Here is a 25,977-nt window from a genome sequence, read left to right as displayed (position 1 = left end):
TCGACCAAGCCAATAATAAACGTTAAAAATCAGTGGCCTACAGCATGTTATGGCCACCGCCAGCCACGTTGAACAACCGTGCCCTATCTCATTTTGACAGCCGTGATAAAAAATCTGAGCCACGGCGGGCAATTGCACTGGCTGGCGCAGATGGAAAAACTGGCCAGCGGTAATGAGTAAATTGTTGCCACCAGTGCACAGTAACAGCAGGCCACGGTTTTATCCCAGGCCATGAAAAGCCAGCCATAAAATAAAAATTAAGAGACAAAACAAGCGCAATTAAAGCCGAGTTAGTGTAATGACCAAGGAAAGAGTATTGAACGGAGCAAAACAGCTGGCCAGGGTGGTTCCGGCCCTGTTGCTGGTAGCCAGCCTGGCCAGCCACTGTTTTGCACAGATAACGGCAGATGAATTGCCACCGCTGCAAACTTTTGAGCGGCCGCTTCTGAACCGCCAACAACCGACTGCGCTGATGGAGTTTGATAACAGCAGCGCACTGATCACAGCAGACTCCGATGCCGCCGTGGTATGGGTGACACCATTAATCAAAATCGATAATGGCGTTGCCACCGGCGAGATTCACGATATGGTGATTCTTAACCCCAACCCGGATCAGGCAGTAGAGACCCAAATTCACTGCTACTACAACAGCCAGATGATCCCTCTCACCAGCGGCGGTGAAACAGCCGCGGAATTAACCGTAGCGTCGCTGGCCAGTGGAATTTTTGAACCTACGGCTATTCAATATCTGGCCAAGCATGGGGGTAAGCTTTCAATCTGGTGTGTGTTAAGAGCCTCGCAGCCGGTCTTTGCCTATGGCCTGAAACGAACGCCCTACCCCGCAGATACCAGCCAAAACAACCAGTTGCCCCGTTGGGGAGAACAGTATGTGCCCTACTTTAATGGTGGCCGCAACGGCCAATAGCCGGCGACCACAGCCCGGCTGAATTTGTCTGGATAGTAGAGAGGCAGCCGATGCGATAACGAGCTAGCTGATGCGATTGAGCCCGGCCAGGACCACCCGGGTTCGCTGACCACCGGTATAAACCTTAAGCCGCGCCATGCCCGCATAGGGGATCTCGATAGTGCCCATCTGCGCCAATGGCATATTGAGCAGGCTCAGCAACAGCACGCGAATGGAGACACCGTGCTGAATCAGCAGCAGATGCTGCCCCTGGTGAGCCGCCATAATTGACTGCCAAGCCGACAACATACGGGCCTGCACCGCCAACACTGGCTCGCCATTGCGCGGCGTGTGTTGGCTTGGGTCGCGGTAAAACTGCTCTACTTCGGCTTTGTGTTGCTCATGCACTTCACTCATGGGCCGCCCCTCCCAATCGCCGAAGTTCATCTCCCGGAAGTTCTCCTCCACCGCCAGAGGCAGCTGCCACTGTTGGGCCTTAGACTCCGCAAACAGGCGACAGCGTTTTAGCGGTGAGGTGATGATCTTGTCCCAGGGGCCCACGCCGCCATCGCTCAGGTTAGCGGCCAGTGCGTCGGTCATCTGCTGCCAGCCAAGCTCGGTCAGCTCGACATCGGTGGAACCGCGGTAGATCTCACCCCCCTGACACTGACCATGGCGCACCAGGTCAACGGTGGTTAGGTATTTCTCATCCAAACGCTTCATAACTTCCTTAACATCGCCAATGCCAGACAGCTTCACAACTCAAGCGGGAGGCTATTGTAGCTGGCTCGGCAGGGCGAAACCAACCAAGAACCGATCTCCGCGGAGATGACCACCGTCACAATGCCGCTTTAGCCACCCCAACAGCCGCGCCATTAATTGTAAGCTTCTGCGTGGCGACCGCTGAAAAATGGTTGGCCGTGATAACGCACACGCCCAACAAAACCTTTGGCAAATTTAATAATGGAGAAAGTCCCGGGCCGCACTCACCCAACTAAGCCAAAAAATTTGTGCGAATAAAAACGAAATTATTTTAATTCGAAAATGAATAAAAATTTATCGCTGAGACCATTCACCTGAAACCAACACTGTGTAATCTAACAGTGAGTTAGATGCCAACCGAAAAACACTAAATCCGATTAATAAGCAGACCTTACTTCATTTCATAGTAATCAATGAAAAGCTGGCGCGAAATTCTGGACAGTGGCCATACATAGTCGTAATCTCGCGCAAAACCATAATAAACCTGGAGGGTGCCGACATGACGGATGTATTCATCAGCTATTCGCGCAAAGACAGTGACATGGTTGAACGCATACGGGACTCTCTCAAGCGCCACGGCCTGGATGTCTGGATTGACCAGGAGGATATCGGCACCGGCGCCCGCTGGGATCAACAAATTGAGGCTGGCATTCAAACCGCCGATAAAATTTTGGTGATTCTCTCCTCGGCCTCGGTGGCTTCACAAAATGTGGGTGATGAGTGGAGCTACGCGCTGGAGAAACAGAAACACATTATCCCCGTGATGTTAGAGGCTTGCGACGTACCCATGCGTATCGCCAGCCTGCAGCGTATTGAATTTTTTACAGGCTTTGATGAAGCCATGCTAAGGCTGATCGACGAAATTAAAGGCCGCCCCTCAAAAAAACGAAAACTTACTCCCGCCAACCTCGCCTTCAAACTGCCCAAATTTTCCAAAGCCATGACCATTACTGCAGCGCTGCTGATAGTGGCTGTTTGCGGCGTGGTTGGCTACTACCAGATACCGGTTTCCGTGCCCAATGTTACCGGCCTGGCGCCCGATGTGGCCGAGCAGGTGTTGCGATCTCATTTCCTGAAATTGGGCAACAGCCATGAGGAGTACACCGAGGATGACCAGATAAGCGCCGGCAAAATTTTCCGCACCGGGCAAACCTCAGCCAGACTGTTCACACCAATCGATATCTATATCGCCAAGGCCAAAATTGAAGTTCCCAACCTGGTGGGCCTTAATCATCAGCAAGCTCAACAGCTGCTGGAAAGCCGTGGTTTAAAGGTGGCCAGCGTGGTCATTGAAGAGGCCGACGCACCAGAATTCACTGTATTTGAGCAGCTGCCGGCTGCCAACGCCTTGGTACGCGATGATCAAACCGTCGCACTGCATATCGTTAAAGAGAAAATTGTTGTGCCCGAACTGGCGGGAGAGAATCACGCGCAGGCGCTGGCGATACTGGATGATTTAAATCTGCACGCCGAGGTAGTCTACTCCGTGGTCAGCGATGGCGACCGCGTTGGCGAAGTGATTAAAACCGAACCCGCCGCCGGCAGTAAGGTAAATGCCAGCCAACCGATTCAACTGAATATCGCCGCCCTGGGTGGCTGGATCTATTTAGGCACTGGCAAGAGTGGTGAGGTGATGACCACCAGCCAAGGCTTCAATCTGCGCAACGACAGCGACTCCTCCACCCGCAAAACCATAATTGGCCAACTGCCCAAAGGCTCACAGATTAAAATTCTGGAGGCCAAGGCCAACGGCTGGCGGCTGGTGCGCCTTTATAAATCGGAAGATGTGGAAACCACCGTTGGTCAACTGTAGTTGCGCCAGCCGGCCGCTTAACCCATGAACACTATTCAGGAAGCAAGCCAGACAAGGAGTGGTATGGCCAACCGGATTCAATACCGCAAGCGGGCCAATTTTCACGTTACCGCCGTCCGCATCGACCTGGAGTGTGAACCCATCCATTTTCGCAAGTGGGGCGATGAGCAGCAGTGCCAACCCGGCGATTGGCTGGTGAATAACGGTGGTGATACCTACACCGTGGCCGATGATTACTTCCGCCAAAATTATCGGGAAATTGCCCCTGGGGAATACGAGAAAATTGGTGCGGTGTGGGCGGAACAGGCCAGGGAAGATGGCACCATTACTACCCTGGAGGGGAAAACCCAGTATACGGCCGGAGACTACCTGGTCACCGACCGTCCCAAGGGGGGCGACTGCTGGGCGGTGGAGAAAGAAAAATTTGAGCGCATGTATGAGCCGGTCACCCGGGAACAGGAGTTATCGGAACACCAGCTACGCTATTTGAGCGAGCGCCTACAGGGGCAAATCACCTGGTACGACCGCAACGCCACCAAAAATAAAAACTTCTACTTTTTATGGCAAACGGTGGCAATTGTCTCCGCCGCACTGGTACCCATACTGAGTTTAAACCCGGAGATTTTCCGCTACCTGATTGCCATTTGCGGCGCGCTGTCGGCGGTCTGTGTGGGCATACTGACGCTGTTTAAATACCAGGAGAACTGGGTAAAGTTTCGCTCCGCCAGCGAAGAGTTGAAGTCGCACCTGGCGCAATATTGGATAGGTACCGGCCCCTACCAGGAGCGGCGCTACGCATTTCAGCGGCTGGCGGAAAATTGTGAAAATATCGTCCGTGCCGAACGCGGTCAGTGGGCCCAGCAGTTTACCCCCGAGCCCCAAAACAACGACCAGGACCCCGATGACGACCCACTCTAAATCAACCAATCAACCAATCAACCAATCAACCAGCCATGCGTTAATGGCTTCGTCAGCCCAGTTCTATTCACTTTAACTCTCGCGAAAAAGCTCCCGGCCAATTAGCATACGGCGAATTTCCGAGGTGCCCGCACCAATTTCATAGAGCTTGGCATCGCGCAGCAGACGGCCGGTGGCAAACTCATTGATGTAGCCATTGCCACCCAATATCTGAATGGCATCCAGCGCCATTTTGGTGGCCATCTCGGCGGTGTAGAGAATCACGGCGGCGGCATCTTTGCGCGACTCCTCACCGCGATCGCAGGCCGCCGCCACCGCGTAGAGGTAGGCCCGGCTGGCATTCAAACCGGCATACATGTCGGCCAACTTTCCCTGAATCAGTTGGAATTCACCAATCGCCTGGCCAAACTGATGCCGATCGTGCACGTAGGGCAGCACCACATCCAAACAAGCCTGCATGATGCCCACCGGGCCACCCGACAGCACCGTGCGCTCGAAGTCAAGGCCAGACATTAACACCGCCACACCACCGCCCTCTCTACCCAGAACATTGGCCGCCGGCACCAGGCAATCCTGAAATACCAGCTCGCAGGTGTTGGAGCCGCGCATACCCAATTTGTCGAGTTTCTGGGCGCGCTCAAAGCCGGGTGTGTTGCGCTCGACAATAAAGGCGGTGATCCCCTTGGAGCCGGCATTCACATCGGTTTTTGCGTAAATAACGTAGGTGTCGGCATCGGGACCGTTGGTAATCCACATCTTGTTGCCATTGAGCAGATAGGCGTCGCCCTTTTTCTCGGCCCGCAACTTCATGCTAACCACATCCGAGCCGGCGTTGGGTTCCGACATCGCCAGGGCTCCCACCTGCTCGCCGGAACATAACCCCGGCAGGTACTTCTGCTTCTGCGCTTCAGTGCCGTTTTTAAAAATCTGATTAACACACAAATTGGAGTGCGCGCCGTATGATAGCCCCACAGAAGCCGAAGCCCGTGAAATCTCTTCCATCACCAAAACATGGGCCAGATAACCCAACTGGCTACCGCCATAGGCCTCTGCCACGGTAATTCCCAACAGCCCCAGCTCCCCCATTTTGCGCCACACTGGCTTTGGAAACTCATTGGTACGATCAATCTCGGCTGCGATTGGAGCTATCTCCTCCTGGGCAAAGCGATGTACCGAGGCACGGATGCTGTCGAGCTCTTCACCCAGGTTGAAATTCAGTGAGGTGTATTGCGGAATCATGATTATTATTCTCTTGGTTAGGTGAACGGTCGCTACAGTGAAGCCGGCCGCCAGCCTTTTTTAACCGAGCAGCAGCCAAAACACCACTCCCGCCTTGCTGGAATTGCTCCATCGTTATCACTGGCCCGGCATAGCAAGCCCGGTGACTCCAGGTTGACGAGCAACTGACAGAGCCGATGACACTACCGCGCACGATAGCATAGCTATCAATATTGAATGCCGGTTAATTGCATATAAATATTAAATACAAGGGTTTATATCTCGATAAACATTAAGTAGCAATCTCAACGTTTGTTGCTGATAAATGACAGTAGTTGCCAATGACTGACTCGGCTAGGCTCTCTCTTGGTCGCGCCCACGACAGTCGACTTTAGTCTTAGCTTGATGGGTTTAATCGTCGTTGATTAAAGGGATTTCCGGCGCTGAATCAGTTGTCCACAAAATAATTTTTTGATTAGTGAGTTGACAACTAACAACCGCCATGAGTAGGATTTCAACAACCGTTGAATTACCGCTTAATTGTGGAGTTCGGCAATAACAATAATAAACTTTCTTCGGGGGTTACCCATGTCTAGCGCCCAGACGCCTAATACCATAAAAAACAGCACCACTGAAAAAGACAACATTGAAATAAACACCACTCAACAACAGCATATCAATACCCACCACACCTTTACCCATAAATTTCCAGCGGCCAAACCACTGGCACTAGCCCTGGCGGTAGCCGGTGCCAGCACCCTACCCACGGCCACGGTTAATGCCGCCGAGGTAAAAATGATTGAAGAGGTGGTGGTAACCGCCCGCCGGCGCGAAGAGAGCCTGCAGGATGTGCCTATCGCTGTCACCGCCTTCTCCAGTGACGACCTGGAAATGCGCGGTGCCGCCGATATCAGCGAACTTGCCCAGGTTACCCCCAGCGTCACACTGGAACCCTCCCGGGCCACCAACTCCACCCTCACCGCGTTTATTCGCGGCGTTGGCCAACAGGACCCACTGGCCGGTTTTGAACAGGGTGTCGCCCTCTATGTTGACGATGTCTACATCGCCCGGCCCCAGGGTGCGCTGCTCGATATTTACGATGTGGAACGCATTGAGGTGCTACGCGGGCCTCAGGGCACGCTCTACGGCCGCAACGCCGTGGGCGGTGCCATAAAATACGTAACCCGTCGCCTCAGTGACGACCCAAGCCTGCGCATTAAAGCGGCATTTGGCACCTACGGCCAACAGGACCTGGTGCTCACCGGCAGCATGCCACTACCCGGTGGCTTTAAAGTGGGCGCCACCGTGGCCAACCTGCAGCGCGACGGCTACGGTGACAACCTCACCACCGGTGAAGACAACTACAACAAGGATATCGCCGCCTACCGCCTGAGTGCCGAGTGGGCACCGACTGATGATCTGCTCTTCCGTCTGGCCTACGACAACACCAACGATGAGTCCAACCCAGTGGAAGGATATCGCCCTGTAGCGGGCGCGGTCAGTGGTTATCCGGTCTTGGGCGATGTTTGGGACACGGCCGGTGGTGCCAGTAAGCTATCTTCCACAGCCGGTATTAACGGCAACAACAGCGTCGACTCCGATGGTGTCAATTTATCCATTGAGTGGGCCATCAACGACGCCTTCACACTGCGCTCCATCACCGCCCAGCGGGAGGACTACACCCAGTCGGTGATCGATTTTGACGCCCTGCCGGTTGTGGACCTGGAGGCGCCGGTGATCTACGACAACGAACAGTTCAGCCAGGAGCTGCAACTGCTCTACAGCAGTGAGCGTCTCAATGCCGTAACCGGTCTTTACTATCTCGATGCCTCCGCCGCCAACGACTTTGATGTGGTTATCGGCCAACTGGGTATTCTGGTTTACGGCGCACCGCTCACCGCTTACACCGGCGGCTCGGTGGATACCAAAGCGGTTTCCGCCTTTGCCGATGTCACCTACGATATCACTCAAAAGCTGAGCCTGTCGCTGGGCGGACGCTATACCGAGGACGAACGTACCGCTGATGTCTATCGAGCCAGTTACTTTGGCATAGGCTCACCCTTCTTCGGTAACGAGGCTGCGACGCTCGTGGCTGTGAGTAGCGACTACCACGGTAACCGTACCTATCGCGATTTCTCTCCTCGCATCAACCTCAGCTATCAGCTCAACGACGACACCAACGTCTACGCCGCCTACAGCCAGGGCTGGAAAGCCGGCAGCTTTGACCCGCGCGGTGCCAACTTCCTCTCCCCGGGAGTAGAGAAGGGTTTCGACGCCGAGACACTAAACTCCTACGAAGCCGGTATCAAAGCGACCTGGTGGGATGGCCGGGCGCGAACCAACGTCGCTCTCTTCTACAGTGATTACGAAGATATGCAGGTGCCCACCTCGGTGGCAGTGGACTCCGACGGCGACGGCATCAACGATCTGTTTGTCGGTGAAGTTACCAACGCCGGTAAAGCCGTTATCCAGGGGCTGGAATTTGAAGGTCTGTTCCTACTGACGGAGTCGCTCTCTGTGCAGGCATCAGCCAGTATTCTCGACACCGAAATTAAAGAGTGGCTGTTCAATGGCGAGGATATTTCCGACCAGCGCGAGCTACAAAACACGCCAGAGAAGATGGCTTACCTAGGCCTCACCTATCGCAAAGATCTCTCTTTTGGCGGCTTAAGCTTTAATATTAACGGCTCCTACAAGGATGATGTGGTGCAGTTTGAAACACCGGTACCGGCCATCGACCAAAAAGCGGTTACCGTCTACAACGCCAGTGCAGTTTGGATTAGCCCTGAGGATAACTGGACGGTTGGCCTGCACGTGAAAAACCTGACCGATAAAGAGGTGAAAACCGCCGGCTACTGCTTTGGTTTTGAGGGTTGTAATTCACCCTTGGGGCTGGAAGACAACAACACCGTTTTCTATGCACCACCCAGAACGGTTACTGCCGGAGTTGAATACCGCTTTTAACCGCGGGAAAAGTAGAAACAACACACTGCCGCCTTCGGGCGGCAGTGTGTTGTTGAAGCACAGCCTAAATAAGCAGACCATCGTCAAAACAATCAATGCTATCTAAATTTTGGTCGTGGTTGAACATCAACTCTTCAACGCTGCAATTATTCCCTTTTACTTCCCGCTAAGCGCTTCTGCCCCCTCCCCCGGCTTGTTTCACCATTATTAGGTTATCGCCACCGCCCATTCGCCCGTTGGCATCGACGGCGGGTTATCAGGCAGAGTGATTAGTTAACGATTGGGGAGAGCAATGAACGGCCGCACCGTTAACGGGGAGGGTTCAGCAGCTGCTGCTTTTGAGTTTCAAATTCGGCGTCGCTGATGATGCCGCGTTCACGCAGCCCGTTTAGATGTTCCAGCTCATCAGCCACACTCTTTTTAGTGGCCAATTCGCTAACCGTGACACAACTCCAAACCAACGCCACCAGCCAGCCAATACCAAAAAAGAGACCACCGAAGATATTGACCAAGGCAATAAAAAGGGTGTGCGGATGGCGCCTGGCAAGGGCGATGATGGTTGGCAGTAAAGCAATGGGCAGGAGCAGAACAACAGACACCAGCGCCATAAGTGGCATAGAGTAAAAGCTCACTACCGCCTCCTTGTTCACAAACCGGGCAACTTAGACCACCTTGTCACTCAGTCAGTGCCAAGATGAAAAAATTGCATCAACAGGCAATACCGGCAACCCAGTGAATTAAATTTATTGTTGACTGGCTTGTAGTAATTTTATGGTTGTTGGATGGCTATTTTGGCAATGGGCGAATGAAAAAGCACCATGGCAAGCCCCGATTCCGCATCGCGCAGAATTTGCGCATTAATATCGTAAACCCGGGTTAACAGCGCCTCCGTCAATACCGACTGCGGGCAACCGCTGGCCAACAACTCGCCAGCTTTAAGCACCAGCACCTTATCGCCAAAACGTAGCGCCAGGTTGAGGTCGTGCAACACCAATACCACGGCCAAACCTTGATTACAGAGTTTACGTAACGATTCCAACACCCGCACCTGGTAGGCCACATCCAGGGCTGCCACTGGTTCGTCGAGCAGCAGCACCAAGCTGCGTTGCCCCAGGCCAAAACGCAACGCCGGCATTAACTGCAACACGGTGCGGGCCAGCTGTACCCGCGCCTGTTCGCCGCCACTCAATTGGGTGTATTCACGGGCCCACAAAGGGCCGATAGCAAAGAGTTCGATCACCTCTTGCAGTAACGCCTGTTTTTGCCCGGCAGTTACCAGTGAGTTGTAGAGGCCAAGCTCAATCACCTCACTCACCAACAGCGGAAATTGCAGGTGGGTGTGCTGTGGCAGAAAGGCGAGCTGCCGGCTCAGGCTCTGTTGCTTACGCAGCTCAACCACCGAATTTTCATCCAACAAAACTTTACCGGCATCTGATTTTGCGCCCGCCAGGCAACGCAGTAGAGAGGTTTTACCCGCACCATTGGGCCCCACCACCACCGTCATTTCACCGGGCTTAAACTGGGCGGTAATCTCGCTGAGCACAATGCCCTTGCGTGGATTACCAAGGGTTAGGGAATCGACCCGTAATCCATCCGTTAAATTTGCCATCGGTAACCTCCACGAGCCGTCACCAGCAGCCACAAGAAGAGTGGTGCCCCCACCAGCGCGGTAATCACCCCCACCGGAATCACCAACGGTGGCATCAGCTGGCGCGCCAGGATATCCGCCAACAGCAACATTAGTGCCCCGGCCAGAGCGGAATTGGGCAGCAGAAAACGGTGATTGGGGCCGACCAGCAGCCGTACACAGTGGGGCGCCAGCAGGCCGATAAAGCCGATAACCCCGGTAACCGCCACGGCGGCGGCCATGGTCATGGCGACCAGGCCCACCACTAATAATTTCAAGCGCGCCACGTCCACTCCCAGTAAGGCGGCCTCCTCCTCCCCCAGCAGCACAGCATTAAATGCCCGCCACTGGCGACATAACAGCCAGACCCCCAAACCACAAATTACCAAGGCGAACAACACCGCGTCCCAGCCCCGCCCTTCCAGGCTGCCCATCTGCCAAAGGCTGATCTGGCGCAAACGGGTTTCGTCCGCCAGGTATTTCAAGAGGCTGGTAGCAGCGCCTACCAGGGCGGTAATGGCGATACCAGCCAAAAGCATGGTCACTACCGAGCGACCACCACCATCGTCGCTGTTTTTAGCGATGGCGTAGATCATCGCCACCGTGGCCAGGGCCAGTAAAAAGGCCAGGACAATTTGCAGCGCGGTGGCGAACCCTTGGGGCAGCAATAGATGGTGAGTCAGCACAATGGCAATGCCGGCCCCCAGCGAGGCGCCGGCGCTAACGCCTAGCAGTGATGGGTCGGCCAGTGGATTGCGAAACAACCCCTGCATGGCGGCGCCGGTCACTCCCAGTGCGGCGCCGATTAACAGCGCCAGACAGATTCTCGGCAGGCGCACCTGCAGTAAAATTGTGGCGACCTGGGACGCATCCCCGTCCACCGACCAGGGCAGGAGTTGCTCTAACTGCTGCCGCCAACCGATCTCAACACTGCCACTGCCAAGCCCCCATACCGCGGCTACCAGCAGAGCAACCAGCTGCAGCCAGGGCAGCAAGTGCCGTACCCGTTGCAGACGGTAAAGGTGAGTGGGTTTAACAGGTTGCACCCCCAACGCTCTATTCATGGCTAGAATCCAACCTGGTTAGCAGCGTTCAATAGTCCACCCCTTTGCGGGCCATAATGCCGGTGCGAAAAGCGTGCTTAACCTCTTTGATTTCTGAAACAGTATCAGCCACAGCCCGCAACGCCTCGCCACCGCCACGCCCGGTAACTACCACACTCTGCTCCGCCGGCCTGTTTTTCAGCGCGGCGATCACTTCAGTTTCATCCAGGTAGTGGTAGGCAAGCATGTAGGTGAGTTCATCCAACACCACCAGATCAAAACTGTTGTTATTGAGTAGCAACAGCGCCTGCTGCCACGCCTTTTCGGCAGCGGCTTTATCGGCATCACGGTTTTGCGTATCCCAGGTAAAACCGGTGGCCATCTGGTAAAAAAAGACCTGTGGGCAAAATTTTTCCAAATACAACTCTTCACCGGACTTTTGCTGGCCTTTAATAAACTGCACCACGCCCACCCGTTGGCCGTAACCGAGCGCTCGCATCACCATACCAAAGGCCGAACTGCTTTTACCCTTGCCGTTACCGGTCAGAAACACCACCACACTCTGCTGCCGATTGGCATTGGCAATAGCCGCATCGACATTGGCCTTCTGCTTTACCATCGCCAGGCGATGTTTTTCCGACTTGTTTTGATCACTCATGGCGAAACACCTATTACGCAACCGACAACACCCCGGTAGAAATCACCGGGGCGGTGGTCAGCTGTGGAGCCTCTGGATTTAAGTTTCACGGTTAGTTAAAGGACCAACGGGCGCCCAGGTAGGCCTTGCGGCCACCGGTGTTGTAGCCGGCAATCTCCTGGTAATCCTCATCCAGTGCGTTTTCAACATTGAGATAAATTTGAATTGCCTGGCTCGCGGAATAGGAGAGCGACAAGTCAACCACCTCGTAATCCGGTAAGGGCTCACCGTTAAATTCCACACTGTCGCGCACAATACGCCAATTGGCAAAGAGTCGAACGCGCTCGATGGGCGAGGCCGCCAGGCCGATATTGGCTAGCTGCTCCGGCCGACGGGCACGCTGCTCGCCAGCGCTGGTTTCGGTATCGTTGTAGGTGTAGTTGGCCTGTAGCGATAGGCTCGGCAGTAACGGGTAGCTGAGTTCCAACTCCGCGCCACGGGATTTCGCTTTTCCACTTCCTTGAATGTAACCCGAGGTTAAACCCTGGGCCGGATCACCGAGATCGGCAAAATAGACAAATTGAATCTCATCCTCAATGCTCTGCTGAAAGAGTCCGACACTCGCCTTTAAGCCATTGCTGCCATACCAGGCCAGGGCGGTATCGTAACCGCTGCTGTTCTCCTCTTGCAGAACCAATCCCAGCGCTTCGCCCTCGGCGTAGTTGCTGTTATAGAACTGCTCAGACAAGCTCGGCGCGCGGAAGCCAGTACCGTAGGAAGCACGCAACTGCAGAGTGCCGGAAGCGCTGCTCAGCAGCAGCCAACTGGCCGATAGCCGGCCGTTGGAAAACGAACCAAACTCCTCGTTATCGTCGTATCGAACACCCGCGTGATAATAAAAACGCTCTGCCAACGCGCCGGCATAGGCCAGATGGTAACCGGTTTGATCACGTTCCACGCCCGGGATCGACTCGCGCTCGAAATCGACACCGTAAATAAGGCTGTTGTTACTGGCAAGCAACCACTGTCCCAGATACTCCGCCCGCTCTATTTTGCCCTCAGTACCGAAACTGAATGAACCAGCGGTGTAATCATCCCGCGTCGACTCGGTGCGGCTGATCAATAACTGCTGCGGTAACCGTTCGCCGTTATAGGTCAGCGAGACGAGTTGCGCCGAGATATCGGCTTCGGAGCGGCAGTCGTTGCTTACCGCAAAGTTGAAATCGTAACAGCTGTCGTACTCCACCTCGCCCTGCTGCTCCCGGGCCACTAACCCCAACTGCCAGCGCTCAGCGACATTAAGCTCGCCCTTCAGGTGTAGGGTTTGATTATTGTAACCGTCGCGCTCGTCACTGTTATCGGACTCCTGGCTGTTAAAGCCATCGGTCTCTATCTGCGTGAACGCTAGGCCAATTTGCCCCAGGTTGCCGCCAGTACCCACGCCCCCCTGCCAACGCTGCAGACCATCGTCACCGGCTTTAACATCCAGCGATGCGGCTGTCCCCCGGCTATAGGAGCGGCTCTCTACACTCACCACACCACCAGCATCCGCGCCATAAACCATGCCCTGAGGGCCACGCAGAATCTCCACACCTTGGGCGTTATTGAGTAATACACCATCAAAAATGGGCATCGCCTGGGGCGCACTTGGATCAACAATTTTAAGGCCGTCAATTCGCAACTGGGTTCGATAGGCCTCTTCGCCGCGAATCCGAACGCTGGTGGCACTACCCAAACCACCACTGTGACTCACCGACAAGCCCACCTGGGTGGCGAGTTGATCGGCAACGCTGTCGAAACCCTGATCCCGCAGAGTTTGCTGGTCGATTAGTGAAACCGCCGTGCCTACAGTTTGCAGGGTTGTGGGAATACGGTTGGCAATAACCACCACCTCTTCCAGAGCGGGCTGCGGGAGAGCGGTATCGGAATTCTGCGCCCAAAGCGGCGCCGCAAACGTGGTTAAAGCAAAGCTACACACCCAAGGTGTGCGTTGGCAGAACTGGAACATTGAATATCCTCAATCTGATCAATGAATGATTGAGGGAGGGAAAGATTCGCAAAGGCTCTTAAACCGATGCGTATCGACGAAGCCCTCCGCTACATCGTGTTAATGCGCGAAAGGCCGGTATCGGGCTAAACCAGAATGCGAGTGAGCCACTCCGGTAACCGTTGCGGGGGCAGCGCTGGATTAAAAGCTATACCAGACTTCCCGTTTACCCTGCACCACTGCTGTACTCATAAAAGCTCATTATGAGACAACCGCTGCAGGCACCTTTAGCAGGGCTGCACAGTAACCATCACTCGGGTTTTGGTCAACTCTCTTCTCACTAACCCGGCATAGTAATATCAGCAATCAGTTATTGGGGTTATTGCTCGGCCACAAAAAAGCCCGCTGTGGTTAGCAGCGGGCTTTCGATTGCGTGTTGATCAACACTTAATGTGTTGCCGCAACCTTAGCTGGTGGCAGGCAGCAGAGAGATCTCAACACGGCGATTCAGCTGTTTGCCTTCTGGGGTAGCGTTAGAGGCGACAGGCGCACTCTCACCGAAACCAACCGGCTCCAGACGAACGGCAGCGATGCCACCGCGCGCCAGGTAGTTGGAAACCGCATGGGCACGCAACTCAGAGAGGTTTTGGTTGTAAGACTCGGAACCATCACTATCGGTATGGCCGGCCACTACCACCAGGGTCTTGTTGTACTCTTTCAACACCAGCACCACGGAATCAAGTACCGGCAGGAAGTTGGGATCCAGATCAGCCTTAGCGGAAGAGAAGGTGATGTTGCCTGGCATAATCAGGTTGATGTTGTCACCAGAGCGCTCAACACTCACGCCGGTACCACGCAACTGCTGACGCAGTTTGGCTTCCTGAGCATCCATATAGTAACCAATACCACCACCAATGGCGGCACCACCCGCTGCGGAAGCCAAAATGCGCTGGTTACGGGTTTTGGCATCTTCATCACGGTTATCCAGGTAGGCGACAACCGCACCCAAGCCGGCACCAACACTCGCACCTACCGCAGTTTTGGAGGTTTTCTGCTCGCCGGTGTAGGCGTCGTAAGTGGTACAGTTTGCCAACAAACCGGTTAGTACAACTGCGCCGACCAGTTTCACACCGAGGCCAATACGACGGCCCGCAGCTGATCGCTTTTGTATATCCGTTTTGGAATTCACTTTGTTCATGTTCGTTACACCTTGCGTGGAAAATGAGTGTTATTAGTGGTTAAGCTAGTTCTAATTAAGGCCAAGCGTAAATTAAGCACTCAGGTAATTGTAGTCATTGGATTTCATAAGTCATGGAAGTTCCTCGGCCAATTTATGGCTCTAGGAGACAACATTTGAGCTGAACGCCAACTTAACGAAATTTCGGAAAAGAATAACTAAAAAGTTATGTGCGGCAGATCTCACTTTTTTAATTTACATTTCACTAAAGAAAAAACTGAAGCGTTTTAAACCATACCCGCTAAATAACAAAACAGTTCAAGCAATTGGGTAGGTTAACAAACTGAAATGTAAAATATTAACGCCGAAGTGGAGCAGTATGGCGTAACCTACACGGCCGGTAAGGGTATAGATCAAACCGTAACAGAGGCCGGCCAAAAAATAGACAACCATGGCTTGCCAAGCCAACCCCGAATGAGCCAACACAAACAGCGATGTACTGCCTATCAACGGTAGCAACCAGCTCCAAAACCGGGTGAGTGATTGGCACCATACCGCCAATTGCGCCTGTACCAGTAAGCGCATAAAGGCCTCTTCCGCGACACAGGTGCTGACTAAATTAACCAATGCAAATCGCCAGATGTGATCAATACTTTTTAACTGCCAACGCAAATCGAGTAGAAAACAACCAGCGGCCAACACCAGCACAATCGCGCCGACACCAAGTGGTAAAAACAACCGCCAGTCACGCTTTTTAAGCAGTGGGCTACCTCTATCCAAAAACGTCAATAACACCAACCAGCCGGCCATTAATTTGGAAAGATTTAGCGTTAGGATGAAGGTGGCTCCGCCCTCTACCAACGGTTGCGTGGGAATAATGGCGGGGTAGCTAAAGCCCGCTGGCCGATAACTGGCCAAGGCTAAACCCGTGATCACCACCAATAGCCATAAAGCGGCGGATAGTAACCATCGCTCTTTACTTGCGCAGTAAAGAAAAGCGGCCAAAAAAGAACAAAAATTAACAATAACAGTAGGCTTGCCCGAGGCAGTAACCCGAAAAATGCGGCCAAAGCCGCAGCCACTGCCATTAAACTGTAAATAAATAACGGCTTACTCAGCACGTACAATCGCCCTCTTCCATCAGCTACACAATTTTCAATTGGCCAGCAGTTTAAAAGAGTCGACTATTAACTTGTACTGCGTTTAGCCGCAAACAAAGAAGCGGAACAACGCCACCACTAAAGCCTGATAAACACACACCATAATTCAACCAGTCGCTCCGACAGAAGCAGAGACTTCGCGAAACTGTGTGATATTGAGAAATATGAGTAAACAAAACCTGTGCCCTCGGGATGCCTGTGCCCTCGGGATGATTGATAGGCAGCTGGAGCCTGCCAGATGGAGAGTATAAACCGAGGTCGACCAGGCACACCGCCATCACCGGTCGACTGCCAATTCCCAGCTTTCAGAGCTATTGACAATCGTCTACAGCGACACTGTCGGCGGCTGCCTCGGCAACAATTCCCCTGCTCGGCAATCTATACCCTACCGGTAACGCCTTTGCGCTCTTCACCAATCGATAATCCGTGGCTCGCCACAGCAAATGGGCTGACAGAGGGGTGTACTACCCCGGCACCCATCATTGCCCCTGGCCGCCCGCCACCACCGAGGTTTTTCTTGCTATTCAACAATGGTGTTATTATGCGACCTTTACTCAATATCCACTTTATGGCCAACTCCAGCCATCCGGGTGGGCAGCCCCGGCAATGACGACCAAGGAACCGCTATGTCGAATAATGAAAACCCCGTGCTATTAACCATCGACGGCCACATCGCCAGAATTCGGTTCAACCGCCCCGAGTGCCTTAATGCCGTGGACGTGGGCACCTCACAGGGTCTGTTAAAGGCGGCTACCGAAATCAGCCAGGCTGAGGATGTACGCGTAATTATTCTGACCGGTGAGGGCCGTTCGTTTATGGCCGGCGGCGATCTCGCCTTCTTTCGCGAGGCGGGCCCCGCCGCCCCTGATGCCGCGCACGCGGTGATCAGCCCCATGCACCAGGGGCTAAAGCTGTTGGCCGCCCTGCCCCAGCCCATTATCTCCGCCGTACAAGGGCCACTGGCCGGTGCGGGTATGAGTATCGCCCTATTCGCCGACTTCGTCATTGCCGCCGACAATGCCGTGTTCAATTCCGCTTACATCAATGTGGCCAACAACCCGGACTGCTCCGGCTCCTGGGTACTGCCACGCCTGGTGGGCATGCGCAAAGCCATGGAGATTATGCTGCTGTCCGATAACATCGACGCAACTCAAGCGCTGGAACTCAGCCTGGTCAACCAGGTAGTCCCTCTCGAGCAGCTGAGCGAGGCCGCCGACAAGCTGGCCGCCAAGATCAGCAAAAAGGCACCGCTGGCGGTACAGAGCTTGAAGGCCCTGGTACGCGGAAGTTTTGAGCACACTCTGGATCAGCAGCTTGATCTGGAAGAAGAGAAGTTTGCCAAGAACGCCGGCAGTGCCGATTTCCTGGAGGCCCTGGAGGCCTTTTTCGGCAAACGTAAACCTGAATTCACCGGAAAGTAATTACCCCTATGAGTAGCCGATCACTTGTTGTCGTCAGTGGTGGAACCAAAGGTATTGGGAAAGCCGTACTGGAAGCCTTCGCCGGGCAGGGTTTCGATCTGGTCACCTGCTCGCGCAGTCAGGAAGACCTGGAAGCACTAAAGGTTGAACTGGAGAGCCGTTTCGATGTGGTCACCCACATCTTTCAGGCCGATTTGAGTAAAAAGGAGGAGGCACTGGCGTTCGCCGATTTTGCCCTGCTCCACCAACAGCCCATTGCCGTACTGGTCAACAACTCTGGGGTCTTTCTGCCGGGGGAGGTACACACCGAAACCGATGGCGCGCTGGAGCTGCAGTTGGCAACCAATGTGGAGTCGGCCTACCACATGGCCCGGGAGCTGATTCCGGAGATGAAAAAACAGGGCTACGGCCATATTTTCAATGTCTGCAGCACCGCCTCCATTACCGCCTACACCAATGGTGGCTCTTACTGCATCAGCAAGTACGCCCTGTATGGTTTCTCCAAGGTGTTAAGAGAGGAGATGAAGCCGTTTAACATCCGGGTCACTTCGGTACTGCCCGGTGCCACCCTCACCAACAGCTGGGCCGGCACAGACCTACCCGAAGAGCGCTTTATGCCACCGGAAGATGTAGCGCAAATGATGCTCTGCACCTTCAACCTGAGTGAGCGCACGGTGGTGGAAGACCTGCTGATGCGGCCCATCCTGGGCGATCTCTAAGCGCCTTTTTTAGCACAGCTCTTCTGCACGGCTTTATCAGCCACGGTCGTCCACCCGTCCAGGGGCCACCCCCTGGACGGGCTTCACTCCAGCAATCAGCCATTAACCGGTGTTACGCAGCCCTGCCGCAACACCGGCGATGGTAACCATCAACGCTTTCTCCAGCACCGTACCACCACACACCTCACCACACTCGCGGGAGCGGCGCAGCAACTCCACCTGCAGAATATTGAGCGGATCGATATAGGGGCTGCGGATTTTGATGGAGGCCTGCAGTTGCGGGTCGCTCTCCATCAGCTTGTGCGATGGCACCAGGTCGACCAGCTGCTTGATGGAGTTATCGAGCCGCTCGCGCAGATCATCGCCCCAGTGGCGCAGCTCGGCCGGTACCAGTTTTTCGTCGTAGATACTCGATAACCAAGGGTCGGTCTTGGAGAAGACCATCTCCAGCATGGAGAGGCGGGTACGGAAAAAGGGCCACTGCTCGAACATCTCGAGCAGCACCTCGTGGCTGGTGGCTCTGGCCTGGGCCAGGGCTTCTCCGGTACCCAGCCAGGCCGGCAGCATCATACGGCTTTGCGACCAGGCGAAGATCCAGGGAATGGCGCGCAGGGTCTCCACCCCTCCCCCCGGTTTGCGTTTGGTGGGCCGGGAGCCCAGGGGCAGCTTGCCCAGCTCCTGCTCCGGGGTGGCCGCCCGAAAATAGGGAACGAAGCTCGGATCTTCGCGCACGATGCCACGATAAACCGCACAGGAGCTGGTGCTGAGATCATCCATCACCTGGCGCCAGCTCTTTTTCGGCTTGGGCGGGGGCTGCAGATTGCCCTCCAATATGGCGGCGGCAAAGCGGGCAATCGACTGCACCGCCAGATCGGTTAAACCGTACTTAAAGCGGATCATCTCCCCCTGCTCGGTGACGCGCAGGCCACCAGCCAGACTGCCGGGCGGTTGCGACAGCAGCGCACTGTGCGCCGGCGCACCACCGCGACCGACGGTACCGCCGCGGCCATGGAACAGTACCAATTGCAAGCCGTGCTGCTCGGCGATCGATACCAGCGCCTCCTGTGCCCGGTATTGGGCCCAACCGGCGGCAAAGAAGCCGGCATCCTTGGCGGAGTCGGAGTAGCCGATCATGATGTACTGCCGCCCCTGCAGATAGCCGCGGTACCAGTCGTTCTTAAGCAGCTCGGTGATGACCGACTCGGCGCGATTGAGGTCGTCCAGGGTTTCAAACAGTGGTGCCACCGGCATCCGATAGTGGCAACCACACTCGCGCAACAACAGCATCACGGCCAATACATCCGAGGCGTACTGGGCCATGGAGATAATGTAGATACCAAGCGCTTCCGGGTCGGTGGCGGCGATCAAGCGGCAGGTGGCCAACACCTCAGCCACCGGTTCCGACGGTTGCCAATCGGTGGGGATCAGGGGCCTGCGGGAGTTGAGTTCGGTGAGCAGAAAACTCTGTTTGTCACTCTCCGACCACTGGCCGTAGTCGCCAATACCCAGGTAGCGGGTCAGTTCGGAGAGTGCCTCTTTGTGGCGTTCGCTATCCTGGCGGATATCGAGTTTCACCAGCGGTGCACCAAAGGCGTAGACCCGCCAGAGAGTATCGCGCAACAGGCCATTGGCGATGTTGGCCAGGCCGGTCTCGCTAAGTGAACGGTAGCAGAGTTCAAGCGGCTCCAGCAGCTGCTGGGTGTGGGTAATCCGATCCCGCGCCTTCGCCGGTGTCTCCCCGGTGAGCACGTCGCTCAGATAGTCCCGGGTCTCGTGAATATCATCGCGCAACTGGCGTAGCAGCACCCGGTAGGGCTCAGCACAGGGGCCAACCCGTTCGCGCAGCTCCTCACTGCAGTGGGCCAGTGAGAGCTCGGCACAGAGGCGCTCGACATCAACCAGGTAGAGGTCCATCGCCATCCAACGGCTGGAGTGCAGCACCTCTTGGGAGACCTGTGAGGTGACAAACGGGTTGCCATCGCGATCACCGCCCATCCAGGAGACAAACGACAGCGGCATCCAGTCGAGCGGCATAGTCAGTTTGGTTTCTGTGGTAATCGTCGAGTGCAGGCGCCGCATAAACTTGGGCACGGCGTACCAGAGCGACTGCTCAAACACAGCGAAACCCCACTTGGCCTCGTCCACCGGCGTCGGCCGCCGTTCACGAATCTCATCGGTGTGCCAGGCCTGGGTGATCAGTTCATCGATGCGGCTGACAATATCGTCGCGGGCTTCGCTCTCGTGGGTTTTATCCAGCTCACTCAAGCAGTCATTCAGCAGCTGATGTTTTTGAATGAGGGTGCGGCGGGAGACTTCTGTCGGGTGGGCGGTAAAGACCAGTTCGATGGAGAGATTGCGCAGGGCATTTTGCAGATCGGCGGGGCTGACGGACACCTGGCTTTTGGCCAGAAAGGTGCTGAGCGCCTGCTCGCCACTGTGCGCCGACTGCTCGCCCGGGGCGATGCTCTGATACTGCTCGGCAATGTTGGCCAGGTTCAAAAACTGGTTAAACGCCCGGGCGACGATCAACATCTGCTCATCGGAGAGCTCGGTGAGCAGGTTGGTGAGCTCCGTGCGTGACGCGGAAGGATCTTTACGGGAAGCAAGGGCGATTTTGCGAATCGACTCCACCTGCTCGAGAACTTCATTGCCATGAGCGCTGTTGATCGTTTGCCCCAATACGCGGCCGAGCAGGCGAATATTCTCGCGCAGTGGATCTTCATTGGCGGCGCCGGCGTTCGGCACAGTTAACTCACCATCCATTTTTGAGTGCTGCTTGGCAGTCATATTCCCCCCAACGCTCAATGTCAGTATCTAGCTCAGAAAGACCGCAATAACTGTGCCGATGTTCAGGTCAGCTACGACTCAACTCATAAGAAGGATTTGATCACCGAATAAATTTCCGGCCGGTTTTCGGCGATCTCCTGCTCCTTGAGCCCCTCCAGTGAGTAGGGGAATTTCAACCACTGTTCGGTGGTATGAATGTAGTAGTCCGGCTCGCGATGCGTCAGATTGGATTTTGGCTTGTAGTAGGGAACTGCCACTCGGATATCTTCCGGGCAGTTTTTGCGCGCTTTGGTTTTTAATTCCCGAATTAGGGCATCGATGGTTCGGCCGGTGTCGAAGACATCGTCGACGATCAGTAGCGGGTCATCGTAATTAATATTTTTTAACAGATAGGTAAGGTCGTGAATACGGATATGGTCACTGCGTTGACCGATACCCGAATAAGAAGAGGTGCGAATGGCAATGTGGTCCGACTGGCAACCCCCGTAGTAATCAATAAACTCCTGCACGGCCACACCAATGGGCGCGCCACCCCGCCAGAGCGCAATCACCACTTTTGGCCGGAAACCACTGGCCAGCACCTTAGCCCCCAATTCGAAGGAGTCCTGCAGCAATTGCTGGGCGGAGATGTAGAGTTTTTCGGAAGAGGTTGGAACGCTCATTGAATCCCCAATCGATAATCGTGCGTAGAAATTGCCAAAGATTGGCGCATTGGTCAAATATTGTATACTGCCCCATCGCAGGATATCGAATGGATTTGCTGAGATCATGATAAAACGCTTCATTACCGCCGAAGAGGTAACCCTCGACTCCTATCGCCTGGCGGCACAAATCTACCAGAGCGGTTTTCGCCCCGATTTTATCGTCGGCCTCTGGCGCGGTGGCAGCCCGGTGGGTATAGCCGTGCAGGATTGCCTGGAGTATTTGGGCGTGGCCACCGACCACATCTCCATTCGCACCTCCTACCGAGGTCTGAGCAGCTATCAGTCGATGGTCGACCAACACGAAAATATCCGCGTGCATGGCACCCAATACCTGTTAGACCGGTTAGAGTCCTTCCACAAACTGTTAATCGTCGATGACGTCTACAGTACCGGCCTCAACCTCGATGCGGTTATCCGCCGCCTGCAAAACAAAACCCGGCGCAACATGCCGGAGGACGTGCGTATTGCCAGCCTCTGGTTTAAGCCCAATCGCCTGCGGGTAGAGCGCCAGCCCGACTACTACCTGCACACCACCGACGACTGGTTGGTACTGCCCTACGAACTCGATGGCCTCACCGACGAGGAGATCAAACAGCACAAACCGTTTGTGAGCGAGTTAGTCGCCCGCTACGGCATCAGCAAAGCCACGCCTTAATTCGCTCAACCGCTAAACCGTTAGCCGGCGTCCCGTCGGCTGCCACTTAAGCAGGCAACGGAGCAGTCATAAGAAGTAGTAACTATGTCCAACAGCCAAGCCGAAATTGCATTTATTGAGCACTACCCGTTTACGGTCGAACACGCTACGCTTTGGGGCGACATGGATGCCCTCAACCACGTTAACAACGTGCAGTACTACCGCTATTTCGAACATCTGCGTACCGTCTTTTTTTACCAATTGATTGGCGCTATTCAGACACCCGATTTCAGCCCGGTGGTGGCGGAGTCCAGTTGCCGGTTTTTATCGTCAATTACCTACCCGGACAACCTGATTCTAGGCTTGGGCATTGAACATATTGGTAGCAGCCAGGTGATTCACCAGTACGCTATTTTCAGCAAAGCCCAGCAGCGGATTGCCGCCACCGGAGTGGCCAGAATGGTCAATACCGATAGCGCCCAAGGAGGTAAAAAGCCATTGCTGGAAGAGTACAAAACCCTGTTTGAAACCTTCCGCTTAAGCTCGGAGTGAATGCGTTATGCCAGAGCCGTTAAGAGTCAGTTTGGTGCAAACCGATTTGGTCTGGCACCAACCGGAACAAAACAGAGCAGCGTTGGCGGCTAAAATGGCGGAGCTCGCCGGCACCACGGACCTGGTCGTGCTGCCCGAAATGTTCACCTCGGGCTTTACCACCGAACCCGATGCCACCATCGAAGAGGGAGCTCTTTCGTCGGCAGGGACCCCCACCCTCAATTGGATGCAGCAACAGGCCGAGCAGCTCGGCGCCGCCGTCACCGGCAGTACAGTCTTTAAAACCCCGGCCGGCAATACCAACCGCCTCTGGTTTGTTACCCCCGACGGCCAGGTAGCCTATTACGACAAGGTGCACCTGTTTCGAATGGCCGGCGAGCATGAGCGTTACCGCCCTGGTCAGCACCGGGTGTGTGTTGAATACCAAGGTTGGAAACTGCTGCTCACCGTCTGCTACGACCTCAGGTTCCCAGTCTTCTGCCGCAGCCGCAACGACTACGACCTGCTGCTGTGCGTCGCCAGTTGGCCCAGCTCCCGCCGCCACCCCTGGCGCTCACTGCTGGTAGCCAGAGCCATTGAAAACCTGAGCTACGTGGTTGGAGTCAACCGGGTTGGTACCGACGGCAAGGGCTGGCACTACAGCGGCGACTCCCTGTTGGTCGACTACCAGGGCCAGATTCTGGTGGATGAGCCAGAGGAGCAGGAGTTTATCCAAACCTACACCCTCGACTACCAGTCGTTAGCGGCGTTCAGAGAATCCTTCCCCGCCTGGATGGATGCCGATGAGTTCGACATCCGCCTCAAGCAGTAACGCCGTAGCATTTTGCTACAACACATGTTAAGCTGGCCACTTCACTGTTTTCCTGTGGGAGATCAACCATGGCCAAAGCGTCATCCCCGGTTCGCTTACAAGCCGAATTAATGGAAGCTGCCAGTCGCAGTGGCAAACTGGCACACCGCAGCGCCGCCGAGCAGGTGGAGTATTGGGCCAGTATTGGTCGCACCGTCGGCAACCTGCTTACCCCCCAAGCCCTGCTCGCCCTGCGCTCCGGGCTCGCCCAGGTAAAGGTTGAACCCATTGTTGGCCAGCCGGTGGATAGCGAGGCACTGTTTGCCAGCCTCGACCAGCAACGGGCCAGTGGTGAGTTGAGCCAGGCTATCAGTAGCAACCAGTTTCGTTACCAGGCCAGCCATCAACACCCTGGTCTGTTGGAGCGGGTGGCTCCCGATGGGCAGATCACCATTGGCCAGTTCCACAATGGCGAATTTCAACCAGTGAATGCGGCATAACCTTTAACTTAAATAGAGAAAGCCCCCGTAGAGAGTGCCACACCATTCGCTTGCTTATCCGCTGCGGGTCGACAGCACTATACCTGGGCAGCGACCGCAATCAGTCACAAGCCGGTAAATATCCAACGACTGGTCGGCCCCGCTAAATTTCTTAATCAATAATAAGCCTGCACTAAACAGGTAAGGCCTCAACTGGCATGAAACAACTGTGGTTACTGGCTGGCGGCAACGGCGCCGGCAAAAGCACCTTCTACCGCACGCAACTCCAACCCCGTGGGCTGCCATTTGTTAATGCCGATCTAATCGCCCGCGAGTTCTTTCCGGAGGCGCCCGAGGCGCACAGTTACCAGGCGGCACAAATGGCCGAGGAGATTCGCCACCAGCTGCTTTTGGATGGCCGCAGTTTCTGCTACGAAACCGTCTTCTCCCACCCCTCCAAAATAGATTTCGTCGCCCGAGCCAAAGCGATGGGTTTTGAAACTATCCTGGTATTTGTGCATCTAGGTCAGGCAATGCTCAATAGGGCCAGGGTTGCCCAGCGGGTATTGGAAGGCGGCCACTTTGTGCCCGACGATAAAGTCGAGAACCGTCTACCGCGCACTCTGGCCAATATCAAACAGGCACTGCCGCTGTTTGATCAGGTATGGGTATTGGATAACGCCTCGGCGCTCGAGCCATTTAAGCTAACGGCAAAAATAATCAACGGGGCGGTTACTCACCGGCAACACCCGGCGCCTGCTTGGCTGGAAAATTTATTGGCAGAGCCCGCCAAGGTGATTTTACGCGGGCATATTGTCGTCCCCGAAGAAGATCTGGCGAAGGTTTTGGCCGAACTACCAAACCACATCCACCTTACCCGCCAGGAGCCCGGCTGCCTGCAATTTAATGTTGAGCAAAACGCTAGCCGCGCAACCGTGTTTCAAGTTTATGAGGAATTTATCGACCGGGCCGCCTTTGATGCACACCAGTCTCGGAGTCAACAGTCAAACTGGGGAGCGGCAAGCAAAAATGTGGAGCGCCACTACCAAATTACCGCAGAGGAATAACCGGAAAAGTGCGCTGCCGCGTAAGAAATTGATTACAAGCTAACCAAAAAACAGCCAGCACCCAAAGCGACAACACCATAGTGATTATCTGAATATTGATCGGCCACGCATTTTGACCGGATTTTTTACCCGGAAAAGATTTCCTCCTATATACTGCCAGCGAAAAAATGGCACCAACCAACGATCGAGGTAGATTTCATGGAATTTAGCTACATCACCAAAACAGTTGCGAAAGTCATGGTTCCCGTCATCCTGCTGTCAACCTTTCTCAGCTCCGCTGCCTCTGCCGGCATGATAGAGACCGAAACCGTTATCGCTCAAAGCCAAATGAACATGGACAAGCAACAACTGTTGTCTCTGGTTCAAAGTGACGATGTTAAACAGCAGTTACAAAGCATGGGCATTAGCTCCGAAGATGCAGAGCAACGTATCAACGCTTTGACTGCCGAAGAGCTTAGCGCACTGAATCAACAACTGGCCGACGCCCCTGCTGGCGGTAATGCCGTTATCGGCGCCCTGTTGGTAATTTTTGTACTGTTTGTCATCACCGATATGGCCTGTGCTACTGATATTTTCAGCTTTGTAAAATGTGTTAACAAATAGCAGGCCTAGGC

Annotated in this window: 23 protein-coding genes and 1 riboswitch; of the genes, 12 read left to right on the top strand and 11 right to left on the bottom strand. The window is 54.8% G+C overall.

Annotated features, from left to right (window positions below):
- The first annotated feature begins 316 nt into the window (after positions 1 to 316).
- Positions 317 to 925 carry a hypothetical protein gene (locus tag SBL51_RS01015; protein ID WP_317928607.1) on the top strand — a complete coding sequence of 203 codons (609 nt, stop codon included), beginning with the start codon at positions 317 to 319 and terminating at the stop codon, positions 923 to 925.
- 63 nt (positions 926 to 988) lie between these two features.
- On the opposite strand, the gene SBL51_RS01010 is transcribed toward SBL51_RS01015, so the two are convergent.
- Positions 989 to 1,627 carry a histidine phosphatase family protein gene (locus SBL51_RS01010; RefSeq protein WP_317928606.1) on the bottom strand — a complete coding sequence of 213 codons (639 nt, stop codon included), beginning with the start codon at positions 1,625 to 1,627 and terminating at the stop codon, positions 989 to 991.
- A 538-nt stretch (positions 1,628 to 2,165) separates the two neighbouring features.
- Between SBL51_RS01010 and SBL51_RS01005 the strand changes: the two genes are divergently transcribed.
- A complete protein-coding gene (locus tag SBL51_RS01005; protein WP_317928605.1) occupies positions 2,166 to 3,479 on the top strand; it encodes a TIR domain-containing protein in 1,314 nt (437 codons plus the stop codon).
- Positions 3,480 to 3,542: 63 nt separating this feature from the next.
- Entirely contained in the window at positions 3,543 to 4,397 is an 855-nt protein-coding gene (locus SBL51_RS01000) for a DUF4231 domain-containing protein (protein WP_317928604.1), read from the top strand.
- Positions 4,398 to 4,469: 72 nt separating this feature from the next.
- On the opposite strand, the gene SBL51_RS00995 is transcribed toward SBL51_RS01000, so the two are convergent.
- Entirely contained in the window at positions 4,470 to 5,636 is a 1,167-nt protein-coding gene (locus SBL51_RS00995) for an isovaleryl-CoA dehydrogenase (RefSeq protein ID WP_317928603.1), read from the bottom strand.
- A 567-nt stretch (positions 5,637 to 6,203) separates the two neighbouring features.
- Here SBL51_RS00995 and SBL51_RS00990 point away from each other — a divergent pair.
- Entirely contained in the window at positions 6,204 to 8,579 is a 2,376-nt protein-coding gene (locus SBL51_RS00990) for a TonB-dependent receptor (RefSeq protein WP_317928602.1), read from the top strand.
- Positions 8,580 to 8,887: 308 nt separating this feature from the next.
- Here SBL51_RS00990 and SBL51_RS00985 read toward each other — a convergent pair whose 3' ends face one another.
- The 7 genes from SBL51_RS00985 to SBL51_RS00955 all read right to left on the bottom strand — a co-directional run bounded on the left by SBL51_RS00985 (position 8,888) and on the right by SBL51_RS00955 (position 15,986).
- Positions 8,888 to 9,211, bottom strand: a complete 324-nt coding sequence (locus SBL51_RS00985; RefSeq protein WP_317928601.1) for a superinfection immunity protein — start codon at positions 9,209 to 9,211, stop codon at positions 8,888 to 8,890.
- 137 nt (positions 9,212 to 9,348) lie between these two features.
- Positions 9,349 to 10,188: an ATP-binding cassette domain-containing protein gene (locus tag SBL51_RS00980; protein ID WP_317928600.1), complete on the bottom strand. Its 840-nt coding sequence runs from the start codon at positions 10,186 to 10,188 to the stop codon at positions 9,349 to 9,351.
- Positions 10,176 to 11,270 carry an iron ABC transporter permease gene (locus SBL51_RS00975; RefSeq protein ID WP_317928599.1) on the bottom strand — a complete coding sequence of 365 codons (1,095 nt, stop codon included), beginning with the start codon at positions 11,268 to 11,270 and terminating at the stop codon, positions 10,176 to 10,178. Before SBL51_RS00975 ends, SBL51_RS00980 begins: the two co-directional genes overlap by 13 nt.
- A gap of 28 nt (positions 11,271 to 11,298) precedes the next feature.
- On the bottom strand, positions 11,299 to 11,907 hold the full coding sequence (gene cobO, locus SBL51_RS00970; protein WP_317928598.1) for a cob(I)yrinic acid a,c-diamide adenosyltransferase: 609 nt from the start codon (positions 11,905 to 11,907) through the stop codon (positions 11,299 to 11,301).
- Positions 11,908 to 11,998: 91 nt separating this feature from the next.
- Positions 11,999 to 13,894, bottom strand: a complete 1,896-nt coding sequence (locus SBL51_RS00965) for a TonB-dependent receptor plug domain-containing protein (RefSeq protein ID WP_317928597.1) — start codon at positions 13,892 to 13,894, stop codon at positions 11,999 to 12,001.
- A gap of 94 nt (positions 13,895 to 13,988) precedes the next feature.
- Positions 13,989 to 14,140, bottom strand: a riboswitch (cobalamin riboswitch).
- 199 nt (positions 14,141 to 14,339) lie between these two features.
- A complete protein-coding gene (locus SBL51_RS00960) occupies positions 14,340 to 15,071 on the bottom strand; it encodes an OmpA family protein (RefSeq protein ID WP_317928596.1) in 732 nt (243 codons plus the stop codon).
- A 297-nt stretch (positions 15,072 to 15,368) separates the two neighbouring features.
- Complete coding sequence (locus SBL51_RS00955; RefSeq protein ID WP_317928595.1) at positions 15,369 to 15,986, bottom strand: CPBP family intramembrane glutamic endopeptidase; 618 nt, start codon at positions 15,984 to 15,986, stop codon at positions 15,369 to 15,371.
- Positions 15,987 to 16,836: 850 nt separating this feature from the next.
- On the opposite strand from SBL51_RS00955, the gene SBL51_RS00950 reads away from it, so the two are divergent.
- Positions 16,837 to 17,631 carry an enoyl-CoA hydratase/isomerase family protein gene (locus tag SBL51_RS00950; RefSeq protein WP_317928594.1) on the top strand — a complete coding sequence of 265 codons (795 nt, stop codon included), beginning with the start codon at positions 16,837 to 16,839 and terminating at the stop codon, positions 17,629 to 17,631.
- 8 nt (positions 17,632 to 17,639) lie between these two features.
- On the top strand, positions 17,640 to 18,350 hold the full coding sequence (locus tag SBL51_RS00945) for an SDR family oxidoreductase (RefSeq protein ID WP_317928593.1): 711 nt from the start codon (positions 17,640 to 17,642) through the stop codon (positions 18,348 to 18,350).
- Positions 18,351 to 18,452: 102 nt separating this feature from the next.
- On the opposite strand, the gene ppc is transcribed toward SBL51_RS00945, so the two are convergent.
- A complete protein-coding gene (gene ppc / locus SBL51_RS00940) occupies positions 18,453 to 21,113 on the bottom strand; it encodes a phosphoenolpyruvate carboxylase (protein ID WP_317929927.1) in 2,661 nt (886 codons plus the stop codon).
- A gap of 107 nt (positions 21,114 to 21,220) precedes the next feature.
- On the bottom strand, positions 21,221 to 21,799 hold the full coding sequence (locus SBL51_RS00935) for a phosphoribosyltransferase (protein WP_317928592.1): 579 nt from the start codon (positions 21,797 to 21,799) through the stop codon (positions 21,221 to 21,223).
- A gap of 106 nt (positions 21,800 to 21,905) precedes the next feature.
- Here SBL51_RS00935 and SBL51_RS00930 point away from each other — a divergent pair, with 106 nt between their 5' ends.
- The 6 genes from SBL51_RS00930 to SBL51_RS00905 all read left to right on the top strand — a co-directional run bounded on the left by SBL51_RS00930 (position 21,906) and on the right by SBL51_RS00905 (position 25,966).
- The gene (locus tag SBL51_RS00930) at positions 21,906 to 22,496 is read left to right on the top strand and encodes a phosphoribosyltransferase (protein WP_317928591.1); all 591 of its coding nucleotides are present in this window, start codon (positions 21,906 to 21,908) and stop codon (positions 22,494 to 22,496) included.
- Between the two features lie 84 nt (positions 22,497 to 22,580).
- A complete protein-coding gene (locus SBL51_RS00925; protein ID WP_317928590.1) occupies positions 22,581 to 23,027 on the top strand; it encodes an acyl-CoA thioesterase in 447 nt (148 codons plus the stop codon).
- Positions 23,028 to 23,034: 7 nt separating this feature from the next.
- Positions 23,035 to 23,838 carry an amidohydrolase gene (locus tag SBL51_RS00920; RefSeq protein ID WP_317928589.1) on the top strand — a complete coding sequence of 268 codons (804 nt, stop codon included), beginning with the start codon at positions 23,035 to 23,037 and terminating at the stop codon, positions 23,836 to 23,838.
- Between the two features lie 68 nt (positions 23,839 to 23,906).
- Positions 23,907 to 24,317, top strand: a complete 411-nt coding sequence (locus SBL51_RS00915; RefSeq protein WP_317928588.1) for a TA system antitoxin ParD family protein — start codon at positions 23,907 to 23,909, stop codon at positions 24,315 to 24,317.
- A gap of 197 nt (positions 24,318 to 24,514) precedes the next feature.
- On the top strand, positions 24,515 to 25,363 hold the full coding sequence (locus SBL51_RS00910; protein ID WP_317928587.1) for an antibiotic biosynthesis monooxygenase: 849 nt from the start codon (positions 24,515 to 24,517) through the stop codon (positions 25,361 to 25,363).
- 198 nt (positions 25,364 to 25,561) lie between these two features.
- The gene (locus SBL51_RS00905; protein WP_317928586.1) at positions 25,562 to 25,966 is read left to right on the top strand and encodes a PA2779 family protein; all 405 of its coding nucleotides are present in this window, start codon (positions 25,562 to 25,564) and stop codon (positions 25,964 to 25,966) included.
- Positions 25,967 to 25,977: the final 11 nt, after the last annotated feature.

Origin of the sequence: Halioxenophilus sp. WMMB6, assembly GCF_033283405.1 — a bacterium.
Classification (GTDB): domain Bacteria; phylum Pseudomonadota; class Gammaproteobacteria; order Pseudomonadales; family Cellvibrionaceae; genus Halioxenophilus.
The sequence above is the reverse complement of the archived record's forward strand: the minus strand, read 5'-3'. Positions and strand labels throughout refer to the sequence as shown.